The sequence below is a fragment of the uncultured Gulosibacter sp. genome, from assembly GCF_963509965.1.
Lineage (GTDB): Bacteria > Actinomycetota > Actinomycetes > Actinomycetales > Microbacteriaceae > Gulosibacter.
The window spans coordinates 1-23,653 of record NZ_CAUPDE010000018.1 but is presented as its reverse complement, the minus strand read 5'-3'; the positions used below and the strand labels follow the sequence as shown (position 1 = coordinate 23,653).

Below are 23,653 nucleotides of genomic sequence, written 5' to 3'. Positions count from 1 at the left end.
CAGCAAATGACCCTGCTACAACAGGGTCACTCCGCAGTTAGAGGGTCATTTGCCGGAAGAGGCGGGGTTTGGGTGAGGGATGCGGGACCAAGCCGCCGAGGGGGCAGCGAGGCCAGGCCGCCGAGGGCGGAACTTGGCAGCGTGGGCGGGAGGGAGGTAGCTGCGGGGAGGGTCGCCGAAGGAGAGACGGGACGGGCGAGTGTGGCGAGCACTACCCCACCAAATGACCCTGTTACCAGCAAATGACCCTGCTACAACAGGGTCACTCCGCAGTTAGAGGGTCATTTGCCGAAGGGTAGGCGCCGGGGACGGGGCAGGCCGGGTGCGCCGGGACGGGGCAGGCCGGGGACGGGCCGGGAGCGGGCCCAGGGCAGGGACAGGGCCGGGCGCGGGCAGAGCACAGCGCTAGTCGTCCAACACGTCAAACGCGTCGTCTTCGCCATCCCAGTCGTCCGCGTCTTCCACCGCGTCAGCAAGTGCGTGCAGCGACTCGAGATATGCATCAACCGGGAACGGCGGAAACTTCCCAGCGAGCATTTTCTCGTTCGTAACCGCATCCCAGTCGTACACCAGCGACACATAGGTGCTGTCGTCGCTTTCGGGCTCGAGCACCCAGGTCCACTGCGCACCGTGCGGTTCGCTACCGGGATGCGCCGGCAGCCACCCGATAGCGCGGTCGGCTTCAAAACGAGTGACGTGGTTCTCCATCTGGTAGTCGCCACCCATTCTTTCGGAGTACATATTCATCGTGAACACATCGCCCACCTTCGTCACGGGCTCGGTTCCAGCCACCGGCCCGCGCACCATGTCCATCCCGTCGGCTTTCACCTGCTGATTCGGGTCGGCCAGCAGCGCAAAGATGTCCTCTGCGGGCGCATGAATCAGACGCCCCACCGTGAGGGTGCGCCCCTCAATTGTCACGTTCTCGGCGCTCACACGCTCGAAGCCTTCAACCATTTGCCACTCCCATCACCGGGCCACGCACCCGTTATGCGTGACATGCGACCATTCCACCGCATCCGCGTGAATGGCGGCCAAAATTACCGGCGACTTGCCAGCATTAAAGGTGACTTGCCAGCCTGCCGCCTGATTCGAGCAGGTAGCAGCGACCACACATTGACTCGTAGGTTACCGAGTTACCGTCAATAGCAACCTGGTCGCCGTCGAACACGAACTCACCATCGATGCGGCGACCGTTAAAGATTGCTTTTCGACCGCAGCGGCAGATAGTTTTCAGCTCTTCGATCGAGTGCGCGATCTCGAGCAGTCGCCGTGAACCCGGGAAGGCGGCCGTCTGAAAATCGGTGCGGATGCCATAGCACAGCACTGGCACATCGTCGAGCACCGCGATCTGAAACAGTTCGTCGATCTGCGCGGCGCTGAGAAACTGCGCCTCGTCAACCAGCAGACATGACGCGGCGCCCTCGGCGTTCAAGCGCGCGAACTCGACACGGGGATGGTCGTCGTCGCGCAACAGCAGATCTACCTCTCGTGACATGCCCAGGCGCGAAGACACCTGGTTCGCGCCCTTGGTGTCGATCGCGGGTTTCGCCAGCAGCACCCGGTGGCCGCGTTCTTCATAGTTGAAGGCGGTCTGCAGCAGCATGGTCGATTTGCCCGAGTTCATCGCCCCGTAGCGGAAGTACAGCTTAGCCACGCGTTTTTCCTCTCCGCTTATTACTGGCAGCTGAGTTTCGATGCTAGTCGTTTCGTTAGCATGGCGCCGTGACCACATCGAAACAGCCCGCATCCAGCTTGCGCCGCGAGCTAACGCTCGGTGGTGCGATCGCAATCGGCCTGTCGTCAATGATCGGCGCCGGCCTGTTTTCGGCATTTGCCCCGGCTGCCGCGGCCGCCGGTTCGGCGCTGCTGGTGGGTCTGCTCATCGCGTTTGTGGTGGCGGCCTGCAATGCCACCGCAACCGCGCAGCTGGCCGCTCAGTATCCCACCTCGGGTGGTTCGTATATTTACGGGCGCGAGCAGCTTGGCGAATGGTGGGGGTTTATTGCCGGATGGGGTTTCGTTGTCGGCAAGTCGGCGTCGGCGGCTGCGATGGCGCTGACGGTGGCTGCCTATGCGGCACCGGCGGCATGGCTGAAACCGGTGGCATTGACCGCGCTCGTGGTGATGGTGGTGCTGAATCTTGTGGGGGTGACCCGCACCGCGCAGGCCGCGCGCATCATCGTCGCGCTGGTGCTCACCGGCCTTGCCGTCGTGCTGGTGGCGGCGTGGCTTTCGACCGGCCCCAATGCTCCCACCGGCTTTGAGGCGATGTTTGCTGGCATTGGCCCCCGCCTGAGCACGGCATCCGGCTGGTATGGCGTGCTGCAGTCGGCGGGGCTGCTCTTTTTCGCGTTCGCCGGCTATGCCCGCATCGCCACTCTCGGTGAGGAGGTGCGGGATCCGCAGCGGAATATTCCGCGCGCGATTATCACCACGCTGCTCGTGGTTGGTGCAATCTATGCGATTGTCGCGCTGACGCTGCTCGTCAAGCTCGGTGCTGGCGGGATCGCGGTGAGTGATGCTCCTCTGGCGGATGCGGCGGATGCGGTTCCCTGGGCCGCCGTACTGGTGCGAATTACGGCGGCTATCGCGGCGCTTGGGGCACTGCTCGCGGGTGTTGCCGGGGTGACGCGCACGGCGCTGGCGATGGCTCGCAATCGCGACCTGCCGTCGGTGCTGGCGGCGGTGCATCCGAAGTTTGGGGTGCCGCATATCGCCACGATTGCGCTGGGTGTGGTGGTTGCGCTGGTCATTTTGGTGGGTGATGTGCGCGAGGTTATCGGGTTTTCTTCGGCGGGTGTGCTGACCTACTATTTCGTTGCCAACCTGGCGGCGTTCTCGCAGCAGCCGGCGCACCGCCGCTATCCGCGCTGGGCACAGGTGCTGGGTCTGGTGCTGTGCGCGTTGCTGGTGGCTACCCTCCCCTGGCAGTCGCTGCTTGGCGGTGCGGCGATGTTCGCGGTTGGTTTTCTGGTGCGCGGTGTTGCCGAGTTGCGTCGCACTAGCCGCGACGCGGTCGGTAGCGGCTAGTGCGCAGCACCTAGAGCAGCGGCAGCTGCGGCTGGGTTTGTTGCGCGATCATGGTTGCTAGGCCACCGGCAACAATTTCGATGGCGGCGAGGTTGTGCGCGCCTTCAGGGATGATGATGTCGGCGTACTGTTTGGTGGCTTCAACGAACTGCTCGTGCATCGGTTTCACCGTGGCGAGATACTGGCGCTCGACCGATTCGAAGGTGCGGCCGCGTTCGATCACGTCGCGTTTCGCGCGCCGCAGGATGCGCACATCGGCGTCGGTGTCGACATAGATTTTCAGTTGGCAGCGCTCGCGTAGGCGCGGGTCGGCGAAGAGTAGCAGTCCTTCAATGAACAGCACGGGCGCGGGTTCGACGCGCTCGACTTCGGCGGCGCGGTTGTGGTTGGCGAAGTCGTACCTGGGTGAGTCGATTGGGTTGCCGGCGAGCAGCTGGTCGAGGTGCTCGACCAGCAGGTCGTTGTCGAACGCATCCGGGTGGTCGTAGTTGACCTGGCAGCGTTCTTCGTAGCTGAGGTTGTCTTGGCGGCGGTAGTAGTTGTCGTGTGTCATCCGGCTGGCGTTGGGTGCAAACTTGCTGTGCAGGATGCGGGTGAGTTCGGTTTTGCCACTGCCGGTACCGCCGGCGATTCCCACCACGTACGTCACGACTGCTCACTTTCTTCGTTGCGGAACTCATCTGCTGTGCGCCGCTATTCGATAGTAAAACGGATGCGCCGCTGCCCGAGGGCGTACGGCGCATCCGTTGATTTTTGGTAGCCGATGAGCGGCTATGAGACTTTTTCGATGCCGAGTGCGGCAGCGGTGGCGTTCTGTGACTTGTTGGCCGCAGCGCTGCTGGCGTTGAGGTCGTCACCGAGGTTGGGGATGAGTTTGCGCAGTTTCGGCTCCCAGTCGCGGTATTGCTCGGGGAAGCATTTCTGCAGCAGGTTGATCATCACCGGTACGGCAACCGAGGCGCCCGGTGATGCACCGAGCAGGCCCGCGATTGAACCGTCTGAGTGGGCCACGACCTCGGTGCCCATCTCGAGCACGCCGCCCTTGCCTTCGGGGCCGCGTTTCATTACCTGTACGCGCTGGCCTGCGGTGATGAGGCGCCAGTCTTCCATTTTGGCCTCGGGGTAGAACTGCAGCAGCTGCTTAAAGCGCTTCTTCTTCGAGGCGAAGACTTCTTTAACGAGGTACACCACGAGGTCGAGGTTCTTGAACCCGGCCGAGATGTAGGTGGGGATGTTGCCGAAGCGCAGGGTGCTGAAGAAGTCGAAGAGCGAGCCGCTCTTGAGGTATTTGGTGTTGAACCCGGCGTAGGGGCCAAACATGAGCGACGTTTTGCCGTCGACCACTCGGGTGTCGAGGTGCGGTACTGACATCGGCGGGGCACCAACCGATGCTTTGCCGTACACCTTTGCCTGGTGCTGTGCCACCACGGCGGGGTTGTCGGTGCGCAGGAACACACCCGAAATCGGGAAGCCACCGTAGCCCTTGACTTCGGGGATACCCGACTTCTGCAGCAGCGGCAGGGCGCCACCGCCTGCGCCGACGAACACGAAGCGGGCTTGGGTCACGTTTTTGCGTCCGCGGTTTGCTCCCGAGCGCACGCGGGTGGCGATCTGCCAGATGCCGTCGGGTCGGCGGCGTAGGTCGACAACCTCGGTGCCCAGGCGCACGACAGCGCCATTGTCGATGCTCGACTGGATGAGCTTGCGGGTGAGCGCACCGAAGTCGACGTCGCTGCCCTGTTTCACGTACGTGGCGGCGATGGGTTCGCTCTTGTCGCGGCCCACCACCAGGGTTGGTGCCCACTCGAAAATCTTTGCCGGGTCGTCGCTGAACTCCATGGTTGCGAACAGCGGTTCGTCTTTCAGTGCCTCGTAGCGGCGGCGCAGGAAGTCGACGTTTTCTTCGCCGCGCACGAAGGTCATGTGCGGTACCGGGTTGATGAACTCGGCTGTGTCTTTCAACAGGCCCTGCTCGAGCAGTGAGGTCCAGTATTGGCGTGACACCTGGAACTGCTCGTTAATGGCAATTGCCTTGGTGACGTTGATTTTCCCGTCTTTTTCGGGGGTGTAGTTCAGCTCGCACAGTGCCGAGTGTCCAGTACCGGCGTTGTTCCAGGGGTTCGATGATTCTTGAGCGACATCATCGAGGCGCTCAATGATCTTGATCGACCAGCTGGGTTCGAGCTGCTGGATGAGCGATGCAAGGGTGGCCGACATAATGCCGCCACCGATGAGTACGGCGTCGTAGATCTTCGGGTTCGACATGTCTTTAGTCTACGCCTGAAAACCTAGATGACCGAAAAATGAACAGCTTTCATGAAAACGCTGTGGGAGACGGCAAATTCGATATGGGATGCATACAAGCTGGCAGACCTAAACTGGCGGCGCATCCCGTCCGATACCGGTGTTTGGGATACGCCGCCAGCTTTGGGGTTTACACCGGCGCCGCTACTGGTCGGCACCTGCGAGCTCATCGAGCACGAGCTCGGCAAGCTGCACGGTGTTGAGCGCTGCGCCTTTGCGCAGGTTGTCGCTCGAGATGAACAGCACGAGCCCCTTGCCTTCGGGGGCTGCCTGGTCGCGGCGGATGCGACCGACGATGCTCGGGTCGATACCGGCGGCCAGCTGCGGGCTTGGCACTTCGGCCAGCGCCACGCCTGGCGCCTGCGAGAGCAGCTCGGTGGCCCGCTCGGGAGTGATATCGTGCTCAAATTCGGCGTGGATGCTGAGCGAGTGGCCGGTGAACACCGGTACGCGCACACAGGTGCCGCTCACGAGCAGGTCGGGGATGTGCAAAATTTTGCGCGACTCGTTGCGCAGTTTTTGTTCTTCATCGGTTTCGCCGCTGCCGTCATCCACAAAGTCGCCGGCCTGCGCCACCACGTTAAACGCGATCGGATGCACGTATTTCACCGGTTCGGGGAATTTGATGGCGTTGCCGTCGTGAACGAGCCCGAGCAGCGCATCCTCGCCCTGCTCGGCGGCAGCCATCACCTGACCAGAGAGTTCTTTGGCGCCGGCGAGTCCAGAACCTGAAACCGCTTGAAAGGTCGAAACAACCAGGCGCTTCAAGCCAGCCTCATCGTGCAGCACTTTCAGCACCGGCATGGCGGCCATAGTGGTGCAGTTGGGGTTGGCGATGATGCCTTTGGGGCGGTTGCGTAGGTCTTCGGGGTTGACTTCGCTCACCACCAGCGGCACGTCTGGGTCGAGTCGCCAGGCCGACGAGTTGTCGATGACTACGGCACCGGCTGCGGCGAAGCGTTCGGCTTGGGCGCGCGAGGTGGCGCCGCCGGCTGAGAAGAGTGCCACATCAATACCGGTGAGGTCGGCGGTAGCCACATCTTCAACGGTGATCGGTTCGCCGGCAAACTCAATCTGTTTACCTGCCGAACGCGCCGATGCGAACAGGCGCAGCTGGCCCACCGGCAGATTGCGTTCGGCCAGCAGGTCGAGCATCACGCCGCCCACCTGACCGGTGGCGCCGACCACCGCAATGGTGAATTTCTTGGTCACATTTCCTCCTCGAGATTCAGCCGCCGCTACCGCTAACGTCCGGTGCCAGCGTAGACGACAGCTTCTGATTCGCCGTCGAGGCCAAATGCGGTGTGGATGACTCGGGTTGCGTCGGCCACCACATCGGCACGAACAATGATCGAGATGCGAATCTCGCTGGTCGAGATCATGTCGATGTTGATGCCGGCTTTGCTGAGGGCCTCGAACAGTGTCGCCGAAACGCCAATGTTGGTGCGCATTCCCGACCCAACCAGCGAGACTTTGCCGATCTGGTCGTCGAAGCGGATCGACTCGTAGCCGAGCTCGGCTTCAGCGTTGTGCAGTGCGGTGAGCACCGCGTCTGCCATCGCCTGCGGCATCGTGAACGAGATGTCGGTGACGCCGTCGTTCTGGGTCTGCACGTTCTGCACGATCATGTCGATATTGGCGCCCTGTTCGGCGACGATGCCGAACAGTTTCGCTGCCGAACCGGGCACATCGGGTACGCCCACGACAGTAATTTTCGCCTGGCTGAGGTCGTGTGCCACGCCAGTGATCATTGCATCTTCCACGTTGTACTCCTCTGCCGATTCGGCGTCATAGATGATCGTGCCCGGGTCGTTTGAAAACGATGAGCGCACCACTAGCGGCATCTTCTGCCGGCTCGCGTATTCGACGGCGCGGATGTGCACAACTTTCGCTCCCGACCCGGCCAGTTCAAGCATCTCTTCGTTCGAGATCAGATCGATCTTGTGGGCGTGTGGCACTAGGCGTGGGTCGGCGGTGAAGATGCCGTCGACGTCGGTGTAGATTTCGCATTTGTCGGCGCCGAGTGCCGCGGCAAGCGCAACTGCGGTGGTGTCTGAGCCACCGCGACCGAGGGTGGTGATGTCGCGGGTGTCGCGGTTGAAGCCCTGAAAGCCAGCGACGATTGCGATAGCCCCTTCGTCGAGCGCTTCGCGAACACGAACCGGGGTGACATCGACGATGCGGGCGTCTCCGTGGGCGGCGGTGGTGATCATGCCGGCCTGGCTGCCGGTGTACGAGCGGGCGTCGTAGCCCATCGACTTGATCGCCATGGCGAGCAGGGCCATTGAGATGCGCTCGCCGGTGGTGACGAGCATGTCAAACTCGCGAGGGTCGGGAATTGGGGTGATCTCGTGAGCGAGGTCGATGAGCTCGTCGGTCGTGTCACCCATTGCTGACACGGTCACAACCACTTCGTTGCCGGCACGTTTGGCATCAACTATGCGCTTCGCGACACGGCGGATGCTGTCAGCATCGGCAACCGATGAGCCTCCGTACTTCTGCACGATCAGAGCCACGTATCTCCCCTTCGTCACGGCGCACGGCATTGCGTGCTGCAGCAATTCTAGTCGCGCTATTAACCGATCACGCTTCGACCGCAGGGGTTGCCGCTCGAACACCTACACGCACCGGGCGACGTGCCAGCCGCACCACTGCAACTTGCTAACCACGAGACGGTAGCCGGTGGAGACGAGCACATCACCAATCCGTAACTAGATTTTGCGGCTCGGCGGCATGGTTTCTGGGATGAAGCAGGGACTCCAGACGTAGACGCTGACACTGTACCTGTTACGATTTTCCGGGAGTACGTAACTCAGCATGATCTCGTACCCATCGGTCGTGTAGAGAGTGTCGTCTTCAGTGGGGTGATCGGGAATGAACTCCTCTACGAGATCGATATCCGGCGAATGAATAATGTCTTGATAAATTTGATCAACAATGGACGCAACCGGCGCCCCCTCATCAAGTCGCACCACGAACGACCCCGTGTATTGAACACCCTCCTGCTCGTCCTCTGAATTCCAATACTCATCGGAAAGAATCGGCTTGCATTTCAGCAGAAGTCGCTCGAAGCTCTCATCCGGCCCGTCAAGTTCATTCTTGGTCGTGTACTCCGCGGGGAAAAGTTCAGCAATCTGCCGCTGAATTTGTTGCGACCGAGCCTTCACCTCATGCGCATCGGCAACCGACGCGGTCGCCACGGGTGAGTGGGTGCCGCTATCGCAACCAGTCAGCAGTATCGATAGTGCTGGCACTATGAACATGAGCTTTCTATAAACCGGCGCTGGCCGATGCACGGGGAGATTCGTCGGATGGGGCATGGGTTTAGTCTTTGATCTCGTCAACTGTCGCAACAATTCCCGGTCTATTGGTCTCGGGGCCCTGAACGATTCGAGAATGCCCGTCGATCGGGTTGTTATTGATATGGGGTTCAAGGGTCTTGTGCTCGAATACGTCACTGTTATGCGGGGTGTGCATAAACGGGTCGAGGCTATTGATGGCGTCATTCTTGTACTGAATGTGTGTGTATTCAGTATTGGGGTTGGGTGTCCACTCGCTAACGAGATAGGAACCGGCATCGGAGATCATTTCATCAACTACCATGCCCTGCGCTTCTGCTGCAGACAGCTTAGTCATACCAGCACTGTGCCCCTTAGCAACAGTTTTCACATCCTCGGAGTAATCTTCCATCTGAATGAGCTTTTGGAACTCAAACACCTTCTCGCCCCGCTCGGCCATCTCGGAAGGTGACGAGTTCGCCCCTTCGCCCACCCATGTTGACCATGACCCATCCTTAATAGTGAAAGCTATCGCAGATTGCCGGTCAACCTTGAGTTCGTCAACGACTGCCTCAGGGAAGTCAGTGATTCCGTTCGCGAAGCTGCTGAAGTCTGTGCCGGTGCCCGGAACATAACTGATTACAGTGTCAGGGTTCTTGGTGAGGTCACCATTCACGGCAATGATGCTGTCATTGGCTGGGTCGAACTTTACAGCACCGTCGCCTGCCAGTAGACGCTCAGCGGCTCCGCGCTGATCAATGAGATCTTCTCTAACACGCGCTAGCTCAAGAAGCCGATTCTGCTGTTCAGGTGTGTAAACCGGACCAGAAGGAGACAGCCAGACTGTCCCGGACGGGTCTTTCGTCTGCTTGGCAGCTGCATCATCCTTAATTTGTGCGATTTCTGCATCGACCTCCTTCAGCTGCTGAGAGGCTTCATCAACAAAAGCCTGCATGTTCTGATCGTTAGCAAGTTTTCGGACTGTGAATGGAATGCCAGCTAGGTTGCCGAGGAGATCTGGGTAATTGTCGAGCAGCTGATCTTGCTGCGACTTGCTGAGCGACTCCCATGTCGCTCGAACGGCTGCAGGATCTCTGTTCGCCCATTGTTCAACATCACGCCGTGAGATAGGTGAGTCACGCGTTCCCAAAGCTTCAGCGTCGACAGTACGGTCACTGCAGATTTTTACGACCGTGGCGAGGTCGCGCTTCAAGGTCTGGCGAGTCTCACGTGCCGCGGCCAGGATGCGATCCACATCAGACTGCAAAATAATGCGCTTGGCGTATGCGTGGGCGTATGGCGTGTCGTCAAGCTCCCCAGTTGCGGCCGTAGAGATGAGCGTTGTGGTTTTCGATTCGAGGGCATAGTCGCTGAGCGAAACGGTGCCACTCTCATCGATCACCAAATAGTTCTCGGTGATACGCGCATCAGTCGCCTCCACCTCGAGCGCGATCTGCTCCACCGACTCTGCAGCGGTGTTGAACGCTTGCATGAGCCGTGTCAGTGCGGATTCGGCGACGTCTGCGTCGTAGGTAAGCGAGTAGAGCGCACCCCGTAACGCATCTGCGGTGTGCCCCTCGCTAGTGACGCCCTTGATGGCTCCGTAAAGATCATCACCGGCGCCCTCGAGCTTGGCTTGCAGGTGCTTCGCCTCTTGGAATGCATCTTCAAGCGGCGCGTCACTCCAACGCCGTAAATCAGCCCAAGTGGTCATGGCTGCTCCGTTCGGATCGCGTTGAAGATTTCGGCATAGTCAGTATCAGCGTCGGCAAAATCGGTAGCGGCGCGATGGCAGGCGTCACTTGCCTCTTCAGCTCGCTCGGCGATCGCGCGAATGAAACGCTCAACCTCAGCGGTGACCGATTCAAGATCGGCCTCATTGCCACCGGGCATCGCCAACTACTCGGCTGGTGCTAAGAAGCTCCGCTTCAGAAATCGATAGATTGGCCATTATCCCATCACCCTTAATGAGGAAGACTGCGAACTTTAGTTCAAGGGGAGTCTAACCACGCACCAGAGTTTCGCCGCAATATCCGGCAGAAGTTCGTTGCGTTGTCTTACGTCAAAACATGACCTTTCGCCTCACCACGAGGCGACTGCTCAAACAAACTCAGAACAGCGAATCGCACTATTCACCGATGATGCGGCGGCCCGCAAAAGCTCGCCCCAGGGTGATCTCGTCGGCATATTCAAGGTCGCCACCCACCGGCAGCCCCGACGCCAACCGTGAGGTATTCACCCCCATCGACACCAGCAGCCGCGACAGATAGCTGGCAGTGGCATCACCCTCGAGGTTTGGGTCGGTGGCGATAATCACCTCGGTCACCTCGCCCGACTCAAGCCTCGGCATGAGCGAGCGGATATTTAACTGGTCAGGGCCAATACCGTCGATCGGCGAAATCGCTCCACCAAGCACGTGATAGCGCCCGTTAAACTCGCCGGTTCGTTCGATCGCAGCCACATCTTTCGGCTCTTCAACCACACAAATCAAGCTCGAGTCGCGGTCGGGGTCGCCACACAGCTGACAAAGTTCTGACTCGGCAACATTTCCACACACCTGGCAAAACTTGACACGGTCACGCACCTGCAGCAGCACATTCGCCAGCCGCGACACATCAAAGTTCTGGGTCTGCACGATGTGAAAAGCGATGCGCTGCGCCGACTTCGGCCCCACCCCGGGAAGCCGACCCAGTTCGTCAATAAGGTCTTGGACGATGCCCTCGTACACGACTATCGCTCCTCAGGTGGTGCTTCAAAATCATCCGGTGCGTCTGCGTCGCTCGGCCCGTCAGGCGCTGCCGCGGCTCCCGCTCCGAACGGTGACGGCTCGGGCAGTGCTTCTTCGCCCACGAATCGGGCGCTGAGCAGTTCGCGAACTACCGACTCACCGTAGCGGTCGGCCTGCGCCGGGTGTCGGTGGCGCTCCGGCTCGGGAGCTTCTGCGGCTTCAGGTTCAGAATCGCGTACCGGTTCGGCTCCGCCACCGAGCTCGGCAACCTCCCACGTGGGGGATGCCGGCGGCGGAATCACCGGCGCCTGCGGTGCAGTTGCACGTTCCATTTCGATCGCCTCGCGAGCGGCGATGACTTCGGGGATGCGCTCCTCAGCCACCGATTCGGATGCAGCAGGAGACTGTGGCTCGGGCCGCGCAGCCGCCGGCTTGTCGGCTACAGCGGCGAGGTCATCCCACCCCGAACCGGGGCCGTCTTCGACAGCACCCGAGGGAATCTCGGCCACATCCCAGGTGATCGCGCCGGGGTTCGATCGTGTTTCTGCAACCGGCTGTGCGGCCGCTTTTGCTGGTTGCTTCGACGCGGTCGTCGGGCTAGGAGATGCGTTACCGGCTGCTAACTGCGCAGATCGGTCGCCCTCCGCATCATCGCGGCCGTCCGCAGAGCTGCCACCGGCGGGCCCGTCATGACGAGGCGACCCATCGGCAAGCACGCGCGGATAGATGAGCACCTCAAAACCAAATGTCTGACTCAGCGCGGCTTTCAGGTGGTGACCCGGTGCCATACCGCTGGCATCCTTGCGTTTGAATTGTTCAAACAACCCGCGGTTCGGCACCTCTACCCGCAGCGAATTACCCTGCCACGCCACTGGCTCAACCCGTTCGACAACTGCCCACGCCGAACGCCCCGCGGTTTCGAGCACCCGCTCGAGCACATCAGGCCAGGCGTCACGCACGCGGCGTAAATCGACCTCAGCTGGCGAGCCCGAAACTTCATCTTCTGCCGAACGAGCACCCGGGCGGCTATCGGGCTCATCATGCGGTGGGGTCGCCGCGGCAGGTTCATCGTGCCCGGTGACAGCTGGCGCGGTTGCCGCGGCCCACGCCGAAGCTGCTTCTTCGGCCGCGTTCGGCTTCGGCTCGGGCTGAGCTTTCGGCTCGGGCTTGGGCGTGGACGGTTTTGCGGAAGTTTCGGGCTTCACCCGCTGCTGTGATGCTGCGGGTTCGTCGGCTGCGCGCTGCTGAGGTGCCGCGGTCGCCGAGTCGGTTGTTTCGCGGGATGCGGCCGCCACTCGGCCGCTCGACCCCGCGCCGGGTTCAAGCACGGCAGCGCCATCGCTTCCGGTGTCGGCAAAGCGGGCCCGCAGTGCCACCAGGATGCGCGCCACCATCAGTTCAAGCTGCAGCCGCGGCGCGGTCACTCCGGCCATCTCTGCAAGTGTCGCATTCACCGCATCCGCTATCGCGCTCAACTGCTCGGGACGAAACCGGGCCGCCGAGTCGCGCAACCGGTTGAGGTCGGCATCCGACATACCCCGCAGCACCGAGCCGGCACTGTCGCCGGTGGCTTTGGCAACAATCAGATCCCGCACCCGCTCGAGCAGGTCTTCAACGAAGCGGCGCGGATCTTGACCCGACTGAATCACATCGTCAATTGCGCCGTAGGCTTCGGCGGCGTCACCGTCCGCGAGCGCCGTGATCGTCGCATCCAATAGCCCGGATGCGGTGAATCCGAGCAGCTGCGAGGCCATCTCGTACTGCATCTGGCTGCCCTCGGTGCCGGCAATCAGCTGGTCGAGCAGCGAAAGCGTGTCACGTGCCGAGCCACCGCCTGCGCGCACCACCAGCGGCAGCACACCCGATTCGGCCGTCACGTTCTCGTGCTCACAGATCTCACCGAGGTAGGCGAGCATAGTTGCCGGTGCGATCAGCCGGAACGGGTAGTGGTGGGTTCGCGAACGGATGGTGCCGATCACCTTTTCGGGTTCGGTCGTCGCGAAAATAAACAGCACCTGCTCGGGCGGCTCTTCGACCACTTTCAGCAGCGCATTGAAGCCCTGCGAGGTCACCATGTGGGCCTCGTCAATGATGAAAATTTTGTAGCGGTCGCGGGCCGGCGCGGTAACCGCACGCTCACGCAGTTCGCGGGCGTCGTCGACACCACCGTGGCTGGCCGCGTCAATTTCGATGACGTCGAGCGAACCGCCACCGTCACGGCCAAGTTCGCGGCACGAATCACATTCACCGCAGGGCATCGGAGTGGGGCCCTGCGCGCAGTTCAGACAGCGCGCGAGGATGCGCGCCGAAGAGGTTTTACCGCAGCCGCGCGGGCCCGAAAATAGATAGGCGTGGTTAATGCGCCCCGTGCGCAGCGCGGTCATCAGCGGTTCAGTGACCTGCTGCTGACCGATCATCTCGGCGAAATTCTCGGGCCGATAACGGCGGTAGAGGGCTGCGACCATGCCTCATATCCTAGGCGGTGCGCAGCTGAGCAGCCGCCGCCAGCCAGGCACTACTCGCCTCCCACCGTGGCAAGCGCCTGGCGGGCAATTTCGAGCTCTTCGTTGGTGGGCACCACCAGCACCCGCACCCGCGAGCGCGCCGTCGAAATCTCGCGGATCTCGTCACCGCCGGCGGCGGCGTTCTTTTCAAGGTCGAGCTCAACGCCCAGCCATTCCAGCCGCTCGCAGGTGCGGCGGCGCACCTCTGCCGAGTTTTCGCCGACGCCAGCGGTCCAGACAATGACATCGCCACCACCGAGCTGCACGAGATAGGCGCCCAGGTAGTGGCGCATCCGCTGCACATACACGCTCAGCCCCACCTCGGCTCGCTCATCGCCAGCCTCGACGCGCTCGACGATATCGCGCACATCGTTAGTGCCGGTGAGCCCCAGCAGCCCCGACTTGCGGTTGAGCAGCTCGTCGAGCTCGCTGATGCTGTAGTCGCCCTTGCGGTGCAGGTGGAAAAGCACGGCCGGGTCGATATTGCCCGAGCGGGTGCCCATCACGAGGCCCTCCAGCGGCGTCATCCCCATCGAGGTGTCGACCGATTTGCCGCCGTCAACGGCGCAGGCCGAGGCGCCGTTGCCCACATGCATTACGACGATGCGGAGGTCTTCAATGGGCTTACCGAGAAACTCGGCGGCTTTTTCGGCAACGTATTTGTGGCTCGTACCGTGCGCGCCATATTTGCGGATGCGGTATTTCTCTGCCACTTCACGGTCGATTGCGTAGAGGCTCGTCGCGTCGGGCATGGTGGTGTGGAAGGCGGTATCGAACACCGCCACATGCGGGATACCGGGGAACATCCGGCGGGCGCTGCGAATACCGGCGAGGTTCGGGGGGTTGTGTAGCGGGGCCAGCGGGATGAGCTCTTCAATATCGGTCTCGACGCTGTCGTCAACGATGGTGGGCCCGAAAAAGCGACGCGCGCCCTGCACGATGCGGTGCCCCACCGCCACCAGTGGCACCTCGTCGAGCACGGGGCCGTACTGCTCGAAGCCGCTGAGCATCTGCTCGAAGGCTTCGTCGTGGTTCGCCACCGGAGCGTGGCGCTCGTGCTTGCCCTCATCGTTGCCGTGGCTGATGATGCCCATCGCCTCGCCGATGCGCTCCACCTTGCCGGCGGCGAGCATGCGTTCATTCGACATGTCGATCAGCTGGTACTTCAGCGACGACGAGCCCGAGTTCACTACGAGAACAACACTCATGACCTGGGTGGCTTTCGGTTAGGGAATATCGACAGACATGCGGATGGACTTCAATTACGGCGTCTTTCAGCCTAGTTGGCGTTCACGCTCGGCTCGTAAACGGTTAACAGGGTTGGCAGGCGCCCCGGCAACGCGCCCTTACCAACCGCACCAATTGGCCTGCAGCCCATCAAAAGTCGCCACGCTCGAACCGTCATCGACGCGGACAATCTCGAGCTGGCTGCCAATAAACCCCGGCTGCAGCGGATACGAGTCGATCGAGGGGTGGTCGGGCACCCGCAGCAGCGCCAGGAACTCGGCGTTCGGCGAGCGGCACACATTGCCAATCCAGTCGTCCTCTGGCGCGGCAAGCAGCGTGGCATCGCTGGCGCTCAACCGGTAGAGCTGGGTGCGCTGCACACCGGCAGCGTTATCGACGGTCTGGAATTGCCGCACATACAGGTCGTTCGTCAGCGGCAGCAGCTGTCCCTCGGATGCCGCGGGGTCGGCAACCGCGTCGGGCACCTCGATGGGCGTGCGCTCGCCGGTGCGCAGGTTGATGCGGGTGAATTCGCTGGCGGTCTGCAGCAGCACGCTGGTTTCGTCGGCGAAAAAGCCCAGGATGGTGTCGTATTCACCAAGCGGTACCGGCACCCGTCCGCCGATCGGGTCGACGAGCGTCACCTGCCGATTCGCGGCCTGCACCAGCACCGCGCGCGTGCCCGGCACGAACGACCACTCGACCACCGCCGAGTGCGTGCCGCCCAGGTTCTCGACCTCGAACAGCTCATTGGTTTCGGCGTCGATGAGGTACAGCCGGCCATTCTCGTCGTCGTTACCGCCATCGGCCACAAAGCCGAGCGCGGTGCCCTCGAGATTGCCACGCAGGGTGCGATACCGCTGTGCCCTCGGCGCATCCGCCCGCGCCTGGAATCCGCCGGCACCAGTCGACTCGACGAGCGTGCCGCGGCCGGCAGCATCGAGCGAGACGGCGATGACCTTCGTGCCGGCCACGGCGTACTCCTGCAGCCGTGGGGCGGCCAGCAGCGTCTGCTCGGCGGCACCATCGGCGCCGATCTCGGCCTGCACCACGGTGTCGAAGCCCTTGTCGTCGCGGCGCAGCATCGTGAGTGCCGCCGGTGGTGTGGTGAACGAGGTCTTTATCTCGGTGGTGTGCCCGGTGCGCTCCCCCACCGCCGCAAAGCTCACCCGGTATTCGGTGCCGCTTGCGAGCGCCCGCGAGAACTCGACCACGACGGTGTTGTCGACGACGCTCACCTGAGCGGCAGCGGTCGGTTCGATGCGCACATCGGCTTCGGTTACCGGCGCCAGCAGCTGGTCGGTGCGGATGAGCAGGCGCTGTCGCGGGGATGTGCTGGCGGCAGCGAGGTCGATGCTGATATCGCGCAGCTGCGGCCCGCACGCCGCCGACACCGCGCCGAGCATCGCGGCCAGCAGTGCCAGCAGCGCGATCGTGACGGTGGCACGGATGCCGACGCGGGCAGCGCGGCGGTCGGCCTGAGCCTGAGCCATCTCACCCCGCACTGCCACGGTCTGCGCCGCCGCGTGCCGCTGAGCGCTATTCGAGGTAGGGCGCATCTGGCTGCTCGATCCTCTCAATCGACTCGGGCTCAACCACCACCGGTTCGGGGGCGCCATCGGCCGGCACGAAATCGCCGGTCACCCGCACCCAGCTATCAACGGGATATTCCCCAGCCCATCCCGGTAGCCGCACCGGCACACCCACCGGCTGCGCATCCACAGCACAGCAGGTGACCACAAAGCGGCTGACATAGAACACATCCGCCCGCTCGGGGTCGGCGACCACGAAGCCCTCGAGCACCGGCTGGCGATCGAGGAAGAAATCGGTGCCCTGCAGCCGCAGCAGCGCGGCCCAGTCTTTGATGGTGAGCAGGCTATCGTCGCCGCTGGCGAACACCACCTCGTCTTGCAGGGGGATGTTCGAGTTGATGCTGCGCTGCTGGGCGGTGGCGGATGAGAGGGGCGCCGGAGGCAGCGCCAGTAGCGTCGCGCCGAGGGCCGCCACCATGATCACGCCGCCGAGCTGTGCGATGAAACCCGGCGGGCGGCCGTGGTCATGGCCGTGGTCGTCATGACCGTGGTCGCGTTGCCTGGTTGCCGGTGCGATCAGGGCCGCGAGCGCGAGCACGCCGGCGATCGCCGCCAGGGCGATCTCAAACCAGACATAGCGGGGATGCACGTAGTACTCGAGCTTCCCGCGCGCGGCGAGCATCAGCACCGCAATCGTCGCGATCGTGGTGAGTACGAGGCCGCTCCACCAGCGGCGCCAGCGGCTAGACAATGAGGTTCACCCCGAATCCGAGCACGAGCGATGCCAGCACCACCACCGCCGTCACCACGATGAGCGTGCGGGCGCGGAAGGTGGTGCGCAGCAGCGCCAGCATCTTGATGTCGATCATCGCGCCGAGCACCAGGAAGGTGACGGTAGCACCGGGTAGGAAGAGCGAGCTGAGCGAGAGGATGAAGAAGGCGTCGACGGTCGAGCAAATCGACACCACGAAGGCGAGAGCCGCCAGTGCGAGCACCGACCAGATCGGGTTGGCACCGAGTTCGATGAGGAGGTTGCGCGACACCCCGGTCTGGATCGCGGCGGCGAGCGCGGCGCCGACCATGAGGGCCGGGAGCATCACCGTCATCTCGGTGGCGAACTGGTCGAGGCTGCGTCCCCAGCGCGTCGTGCGGCTCGGGGACGCGGCCTGACAGCTCGCCGCAAACCCCGGCGTGAGAAAGAGCGTCGACTCAGACTGCCTCGCGAACAGCCACCCCACGAGGTTGGCGATCACGAAACCGCCGATGATGCGGCCGAGCAGGATGCCGTCGTCGAAACCGAACGCCTGATAGGTGGTGATGATGGTGACGGGGTTGAGGATCGGCGCCGCCAACAGGAAGGTGAGCGCATCCCCCACCGAAAATCCGCGCTGCAGCAACCCGCGCGATAGCGGCACATTGCCGCACTCACACACCGGCAACAGCACGCCGAAGCAGCTAATCACCATGCGCCGCAGCCACGGGTTGCGCGGCAGGATGTGCTCGAGCACGTTCTGCGGCAGCCACACCGCGACGATGGTCGACACGATCACGCCGAGCACCACGAAGGGGAACGACTCGACGAAGACGCTGATGCCAAGGGTGATCGCATCGCGGGTGAGGGCGTCGAGGCCGGCGAAGGCGCTCTCGGGGGTGAGTAGCCGCACCGCGACGAGCGCCGTGATCAGCGCCAACACCACGGTTACGCGCGCGATCGAGAAGCGGCCAGCCATGTGAGCCGATTTTAGCCACACATTCGTAGCCGCAAACCTGAAACTACGGCAAGTCATACATCAGCGGTGGTGTTTGCTTCAGGGAAAAACGGCTCCAGGAGGAGCTATCCACCCTCCTGGAGCCGCAAAATCCCCGCGCAGAAACACGAGCCGCAGAATAACGCCGCCTACGACTGCGCCTGAATCGCGGTGATCGCCACGGTGTTGATGATGTCACTCACCAGTGCACCGCGCGACAGATCATTGATCGGCTTGTTCAGCCCCTGCAGCACCGGACCAATCGCCACCGCCCCAGCCGAGCGCTGCACCGCTTTATACGTGTTGTTTCCGGTGTTGAGATCGGGGAACACAAACACGGTGGCGCGACCGGCAACATCACTACCCGGCATCTTTTTTGCGGCAACGGCGGCGTCGGTGGCGGCGTCGTACTGCATCGGCCCCGCCACCGCGAGCTGCGGCGCGCGCTCACGCACAAGCTCGGTCGCGGTGCGCACCTTGTCGACATCAGCACCGTGACCCGACTCGCCGGTTGAGTAGCTCAGCATCGCCACGCGCGGTTCGATGCGGAACTGGGTTGCGGTTTCCGCCGACGAAACCGCAATATCGGCGAGCTGTTCGGCGGTGGGGTCGGGGTTCACCGCGCAATCGCCATACACGAGCACCCGGTCGGACAGCGCCATCAAGAACACACTCGACACAATCGACACTCCGGCCTTGGTTTTCACGATCTCGAAGCTCGGTTTAATGGTGTGCGCGGTGGTGTGAGCCGCGCCCGAAACCATCCCGTCGGCGTAACCGAGATGCACCATCAGTGTGCCGAAGTACGACACATCCTGCACCTTCTCGTGAGCCTGTTCGATGGTGACGCCCTTGTGTGCCCGCAGCCGCGCATACTCGGCAGCAAATTCACCCAATAGCTCGGGATCGTTCGTCGAACGCACCCGAGCTTTCGAAATATCCAGCCCCAGCTCGGATGCGCGGCGGCGCACCGCTTCTTCGTCACCGAGAATCGTGAGATCGGCGACCTCGCGCGCCAGCAGGGTTGCGGCAGCGGTGAGGATGCGATCGTCATCGCCCTCGGGCAGCACGATGTGCTTGCGGTCGGCACGTGCCCGGTCAAGTAGCTGATATTCAAACATCAGCGGTGTCACCGCCGCGGGTTCGGGCACCTCAAGCAGAGCAACGAGTGCATCAGCATCAATGTGGGTGGTGAAATCGACGAGCGCCGCCGCGATCTTGCGTTCGCTGCGGGTGGTGAGCGCGCCGCGAGCGCCCACAATGCGCTGCGCCGTGTCGAAGGTGCCCAGCTGGGTGCGCAAAATTGGCAGGTTTGAGTCGATGCCTTCAAGCAGGCGACGAATAACCGGCGAAAACTCGAACGGACCGTTCACCACTATGGCCGCGAGCGTGGGGAATGATTCGGCGCGCTGTGCCAGCAGCAGTGCCAGCAGCGTCTCGGTGCGGTCGGCGGCTACCACCACCACTCCCGACTCGAAGGTGCGTTCGAGAACATGCTCCATCCCCATACCGGCAACCGTCACGCCGAGCACTTCGCGCTCAAGCAACGATTCGTCACCCGAATACAGTTCGCCGCGCACCGAGCCGATCAGTTCGGCCACCGTCGGTGCTGAAAGCAGCGCGTTTTCGGGCAGCGCCCACACCGGCACCTCACTGCCCACCTCGGCGAGCGATTCGGCAACCGAGCTAGCCGCGGCATCCAATGCAGCTGGCTCAACCCGGTTGACAACGCAGGCAAGCAGGTCGGCATGCTCGGCCACCAGTTCGGGAACCGCGAGCGCCGCAGCAGAACCGAGCTGTTCGGGGTTCCGTGCCGAAAGATCGTGACCGCGGCCCGAGATCACCAGCATCACCGGGGAGCCAAGGTTGGCGGCAATTCGGGCGTTAATACCCAGCTCGGCGGGGTTGCCGATATCGGTGAAGTCGCTGCCGACAATCACCACGGCCTCACATTTGCGGGCGAGGCGCCCGTACCGATCAATGATTTCGGCGAGCGCAGCGGCGGTATCGTCATGCACCGCCTCATAGGTCACTCCGGCGCATTCGGCAGTGTCTAATTGCAGTGAGGGGTCAACGCGCTCGAGCAGAATCTCGAGCAGTTCATCATGCTCGGGTGCCTGCACGATGGGGCGGAAAACTCCCACTCGACCGACACGCTTGGTGAGCGTTTCGAGCACACCGAGCGCGACGGTCGATTTTCCAGAGAAACCTTCAGATGCTGTGAGGTAGATGCTGGTTGTCACGCGGTCATGCTACTGGCTGTAAGCGAACAGCTTGTTGACGTTGCCCATCACAAGCGATTAAATAACTGAGGTTCACTCTCGGTGCCGTCACGATTTCTTCGTGCCGGACAGTGTGATCTATATTCCGTAACACAGCAACGCCGCTGTACGCCGCCCGCTCATGCGGGCCCGACCCTGGGATACCAGCCTATGAATATGCCTTCCCCCAAAGTCCCCCGAGTTTCGGGAACCCTAAGCCGCAACCTCGGCCTGTGGGCCGTAGTCGGCCTCGGACTTGGATATATGACCCCCACCGTCGTATTCGACACCTTCGGCATCGTGTCGGGCATCACCGACGGTACCGTACCGATGGCTTACATCGTGGCACTGGTCGTAATGATGTTCACCGCCGTGAGCTACGGCAAAATGTCGAGCGCCATCCCCAGCGCCGGTTCGGCCTACACCTACGCCCACCGGTCAATGCACCCCAATGTCGGTTTCTTTGTCGGTTGGACCTCACTGATCGACTACCTGCTGCTGCCAATGGTGAATGCGTTGATCATCCGGCTCTACATGGAACAGATCTTCCCCGATGTACCGACGGTGATCTGGGTGATGATCTACGTGGCCGCTGTCACCACGGTGGTCTACATTTCGATGCGCGGCACCTCACGCATCAACGGCCTGCTGCTGTGTTTCTCGGTGGCCGTCATCCTCTTGTTCGTGGTGCTCGTGAGCAACCAGCTCGTCAATGGCGAGGGCCTGGGCACCGTCTTCAGCTCGCGCCCGTTCGTTCACGAAGAGTTGGATTTCTTGACGCTACTGACGGCGGCTACCGTGGTGTGCTTCTCGTTCATCGGTTTTGACGCCATCACCATGTATGCCGAAGAGGTGCGCAGCCCGAAGGTCATGCCCCGCGCCATTCTGCTCACGGTACTCATCGGTGGCGCCATCTTCCTGATCGCCAGCTACTTCGCGCAGCTACGTTTCCCCGACAACACGCCCTTCGGTGAATATGTCGACGACCCCCTCCCGCAGATCGGTCTGCTCGTCGGCGGTGAAGTGTTCCAAACCATCTTTGTGGCCGCAGGTTTTACCGCCACCGTCGCATCCGGGCTCGCCTCGCACGCATCCGTCTCACGCATGCTGCTGGTGATGGGCCGCAACTCGGTGCTCCCCAAGCGCGTGTTCGGCTACGTCAGCCCGCGCACCCACACCCCCACCTTCAATGTGGTGTTCGTCGGTGTGGTCTCGCTGGCGGCGATGTGGTTCTCACTCGAACTCATCTCGGCGTTCATCAACTTCGGCGCGCTCATCGCTTTCACCGCAGTCAACGCCTCGGTAATTGCCTGGTTTGCGGTTCGCCAGGGCCGCACCCAAACCTTCCCCGACGTGTTCAACTACATCATCATGCCGTCGATCGGTGTGATCATGACCGTAGTGCTGTGGGTCAACCTGCACCTAGAAGCACTCATCGGCGGGCTCAGCTGGGTTGTCGCCGGTATCATCTACCTGCTGGTGCTCACTCGCGGCTTCCGTAAACCCATCCCAAGTTTCGACGAGAATGAACCCGTCACGGGTTTCAACAAGGTAATCGACTCTGACGGTGACATCATTGCCGTTGGTCCCGGCCTCGAAGTCGAGACGATGCGACACGGCACATCGAGCAGCGGCGATACTCCGCCCGCCGCGGATGACCAACCCAATTCAACAAGGAACGAATAATGACCGGTTTTGCCCCCATCCCAGCTGAATTTGAAGCCGACGATAACGGTTTCTTTGGCGAGTATGGTGGCGCCGTTCTCCCACCGTTCCTGGTAGAACCCATGGCCGAGGTGCGCCGCGCATACGCTGCGGCGCGCCTCGACCCCGAGTTTCTGCACCAGTACGAACAGCTGCTGAAACAGTACGTTGGTCGCCCCTCGCCGCTGTACTACGCCGAAAACCTCACCAAATCGCTCGGCGGCGCCAAGGTCTACCTCAAACGTGAAGACCTCAACCACACCGGCTCGCACAAGATCAACCACTGCCTCGGCGAAGCCCTGCTGGCCAAGCGCATGGGAAAAACCACACTGATCGCCGAAACCGGTGCCGGTCAACACGGTGTCGCCCTCGCTACCGCGGCAGCACTACTGGGCCTGAAGTGTGAGATCCACATGGGCGCCATCGACGTTGTCAAGCAACACTCAAACGTGGTGCGGATGCAGCTTCTGGGCGCCAAGGTCGTCACCGTCGAAACAGGCGGCCGCTCGCTAAAAGAAGCGGTCGACTCGGCCTTCGCTGTATACGCCGAGAACTACGACCACTATTTCTTCGCCATCGGTTCGGTAGTGGGCCCCGACCCCTTCCCGTCGATGGTGCGCGACTTCCAGTCGGTGGTTGGTCGCGAAGCGCGCGAGCAGATCCTCGAAGCCGAAGGCCGACTGCCAGATGCACTGGTTGCGGCGGTCGGCGGCGGCTCGAACGCGATGGGACTTTTCACCGGATTCCTCGGCGACGAGTCGGTGAAAATCTACGGCGTCGAGCCGGCCGGAGAGGGGCTGCACACCCAGCGTCACGCGGCAACTATGTCGCTCGGTGAACCGGGCACACTGCACGGTATGCGCACGGTGGTGCTGCAAGATGACGAGGGTGCGCCGGCGCCGGTGCACTCGATTGCCTCGGGCCTCGACTACCCCGGTGTTGGCCCACAGCACGCTTACCTGCGCTCGATTAGCCGGGTGGAGTATGTGGCGGCCGACGACGCCCAAACCATCGCTGCCTTTCAGCGACTTGCGCGCACCGAGGGCATCCTGCCCGCGCTCGAATCGTCGCACGCGCTCGCCTGGGTCAATGAGCTCGCCCCCAAGCTGCCACAGGATGCGATCATCATCGCCAATCTTTCGGGCCGCGGTGACAAGGACGTCGATTTTGTGGCGTCGTGGATTGAAGAACACGGCGCCTAGCGCGGTTCACTTCGACGTGCGCGCTCAGGTACACTAAAAGACGGCCCCTCACGTGGCGCCATCCAGGCCAACTCCCCCAGGTCGGAAACGAAGCAAGGGTAACCAGGCTCTGGCGGGTGCGTGAGGGGTCTT

Annotated in this window: 19 protein-coding genes and 1 other RNA gene; 4 read left to right on the top strand and 16 right to left on the bottom strand. The window is 62.3% G+C overall.

What is annotated here, in order from left to right; all coding sequences use genetic code 11:
- Positions 1 to 405: 405 nt before the first annotated feature.
- Positions 406 to 957 carry a polyketide cyclase gene (locus RQ865_RS09555; RefSeq protein ID WP_311479133.1) on the bottom strand — a complete coding sequence of 184 codons (552 nt, stop codon included), beginning with the start codon at positions 955 to 957 and terminating at the stop codon, positions 406 to 408.
- A gap of 103 nt (positions 958 to 1,060) precedes the next feature.
- A complete protein-coding gene (locus tag RQ865_RS09550) occupies positions 1,061 to 1,657 on the bottom strand; it encodes a thymidine kinase (RefSeq protein ID WP_311479131.1) in 597 nt (198 codons plus the stop codon).
- 68 nt (positions 1,658 to 1,725) lie between these two features.
- On the opposite strand from RQ865_RS09550, the gene RQ865_RS09545 reads away from it, so the two are divergent.
- Complete coding sequence (locus RQ865_RS09545) at positions 1,726 to 3,033, top strand: APC family permease (RefSeq protein WP_311479129.1); 1,308 nt, start codon at positions 1,726 to 1,728, stop codon at positions 3,031 to 3,033.
- Positions 3,034 to 3,043: 10 nt separating this feature from the next.
- Here RQ865_RS09545 and udk read toward each other — a convergent pair whose 3' ends face one another.
- From udk to pta, 14 genes are all read right to left on the bottom strand, one after another.
- Positions 3,044 to 3,682 carry a uridine kinase gene (gene udk, locus RQ865_RS09540; protein ID WP_311479128.1) on the bottom strand — a complete coding sequence of 213 codons (639 nt, stop codon included), beginning with the start codon at positions 3,680 to 3,682 and terminating at the stop codon, positions 3,044 to 3,046.
- A gap of 122 nt (positions 3,683 to 3,804) precedes the next feature.
- Positions 3,805 to 5,298: a malate dehydrogenase (quinone) gene (gene mqo / locus RQ865_RS09535; RefSeq protein ID WP_311479127.1), complete on the bottom strand. Its 1,494-nt coding sequence runs from the start codon at positions 5,296 to 5,298 to the stop codon at positions 3,805 to 3,807.
- Positions 5,299 to 5,481: 183 nt separating this feature from the next.
- The gene (locus tag RQ865_RS09530; protein WP_311479125.1) at positions 5,482 to 6,549 is read right to left on the bottom strand and encodes an aspartate-semialdehyde dehydrogenase; all 1,068 of its coding nucleotides are present in this window, start codon (positions 6,547 to 6,549) and stop codon (positions 5,482 to 5,484) included.
- A 32-nt stretch (positions 6,550 to 6,581) separates the two neighbouring features.
- Complete coding sequence (locus RQ865_RS09525; RefSeq protein WP_311479123.1) at positions 6,582 to 7,853, bottom strand: aspartate kinase; 1,272 nt, start codon at positions 7,851 to 7,853, stop codon at positions 6,582 to 6,584.
- Positions 7,854 to 8,048: 195 nt separating this feature from the next.
- The gene (locus RQ865_RS09520) at positions 8,049 to 8,657 is read right to left on the bottom strand and encodes a hypothetical protein (RefSeq protein ID WP_311479121.1); all 609 of its coding nucleotides are present in this window, start codon (positions 8,655 to 8,657) and stop codon (positions 8,049 to 8,051) included.
- Between the two features lie 4 nt (positions 8,658 to 8,661).
- Complete coding sequence (locus tag RQ865_RS09515) at positions 8,662 to 10,329, bottom strand: hypothetical protein (RefSeq protein ID WP_311479120.1); 1,668 nt, start codon at positions 10,327 to 10,329, stop codon at positions 8,662 to 8,664.
- A complete protein-coding gene (locus tag RQ865_RS09510; RefSeq protein WP_311479118.1) occupies positions 10,326 to 10,508 on the bottom strand; it encodes a hypothetical protein in 183 nt (60 codons plus the stop codon). The genes RQ865_RS09515 and RQ865_RS09510 overlap by 4 nt, the downstream gene beginning before the upstream one ends.
- 235 nt (positions 10,509 to 10,743) lie before the next feature.
- Entirely contained in the window at positions 10,744 to 11,343 is a 600-nt protein-coding gene (gene recR / locus RQ865_RS09505) for a recombination mediator RecR (protein WP_311479115.1), read from the bottom strand.
- A 2-nt stretch (positions 11,344 to 11,345) separates the two neighbouring features.
- On the bottom strand, positions 11,346 to 13,808 hold the full coding sequence (locus RQ865_RS09500) for a DNA polymerase III subunit gamma and tau (protein WP_311479114.1): 2,463 nt from the start codon (positions 13,806 to 13,808) through the stop codon (positions 11,346 to 11,348).
- Positions 13,809 to 13,858: 50 nt separating this feature from the next.
- Positions 13,859 to 15,055, bottom strand: coding sequence for an acetate kinase (locus RQ865_RS09495; protein ID WP_311479112.1), 1,197 nt, complete (start codon positions 15,053 to 15,055; stop codon positions 13,859 to 13,861).
- 138 nt (positions 15,056 to 15,193) lie between these two features.
- On the bottom strand, positions 15,194 to 16,633 hold the full coding sequence (locus RQ865_RS09490; RefSeq protein WP_311479111.1) for a hypothetical protein: 1,440 nt from the start codon (positions 16,631 to 16,633) through the stop codon (positions 15,194 to 15,196).
- Complete coding sequence (locus RQ865_RS09485; protein ID WP_201614806.1) at positions 16,614 to 17,357, bottom strand: TIGR03943 family putative permease subunit; 744 nt, start codon at positions 17,355 to 17,357, stop codon at positions 16,614 to 16,616. Before RQ865_RS09485 ends, RQ865_RS09490 begins: the two co-directional genes overlap by 20 nt.
- Positions 17,350 to 18,336, bottom strand: coding sequence for a permease (locus RQ865_RS09480; RefSeq protein ID WP_201521154.1), 987 nt, complete (start codon positions 18,334 to 18,336; stop codon positions 17,350 to 17,352). Before RQ865_RS09480 ends, RQ865_RS09485 begins: the two co-directional genes overlap by 8 nt.
- A gap of 167 nt (positions 18,337 to 18,503) precedes the next feature.
- Positions 18,504 to 20,597, bottom strand: a complete 2,094-nt coding sequence (pta, locus tag RQ865_RS09475; RefSeq protein WP_311479109.1) for a phosphate acetyltransferase — start codon at positions 20,595 to 20,597, stop codon at positions 18,504 to 18,506.
- A 195-nt stretch (positions 20,598 to 20,792) separates the two neighbouring features.
- Between pta and RQ865_RS09470 the strand changes: the two genes are divergently transcribed.
- The 3 genes from RQ865_RS09470 to ffs all read left to right on the top strand — a co-directional run bounded on the left by RQ865_RS09470 (position 20,793) and on the right by ffs (position 23,653).
- Positions 20,793 to 22,301 (top strand): APC family permease, encoded by a 1,509-nt coding sequence (locus tag RQ865_RS09470; protein WP_311479107.1) that lies wholly within the window; start codon positions 20,793 to 20,795, stop codon positions 22,299 to 22,301.
- On the top strand, positions 22,301 to 23,521 hold the full coding sequence (gene trpB / locus RQ865_RS09465) for a tryptophan synthase subunit beta (RefSeq protein WP_311479105.1): 1,221 nt from the start codon (positions 22,301 to 22,303) through the stop codon (positions 23,519 to 23,521). Before RQ865_RS09470 ends, trpB begins: the two co-directional genes overlap by 1 nt.
- Positions 23,522 to 23,560: 39 nt before the next feature.
- Positions 23,561 to 23,653, top strand: an RNA gene (gene ffs, locus RQ865_RS09460) — signal recognition particle sRNA small type.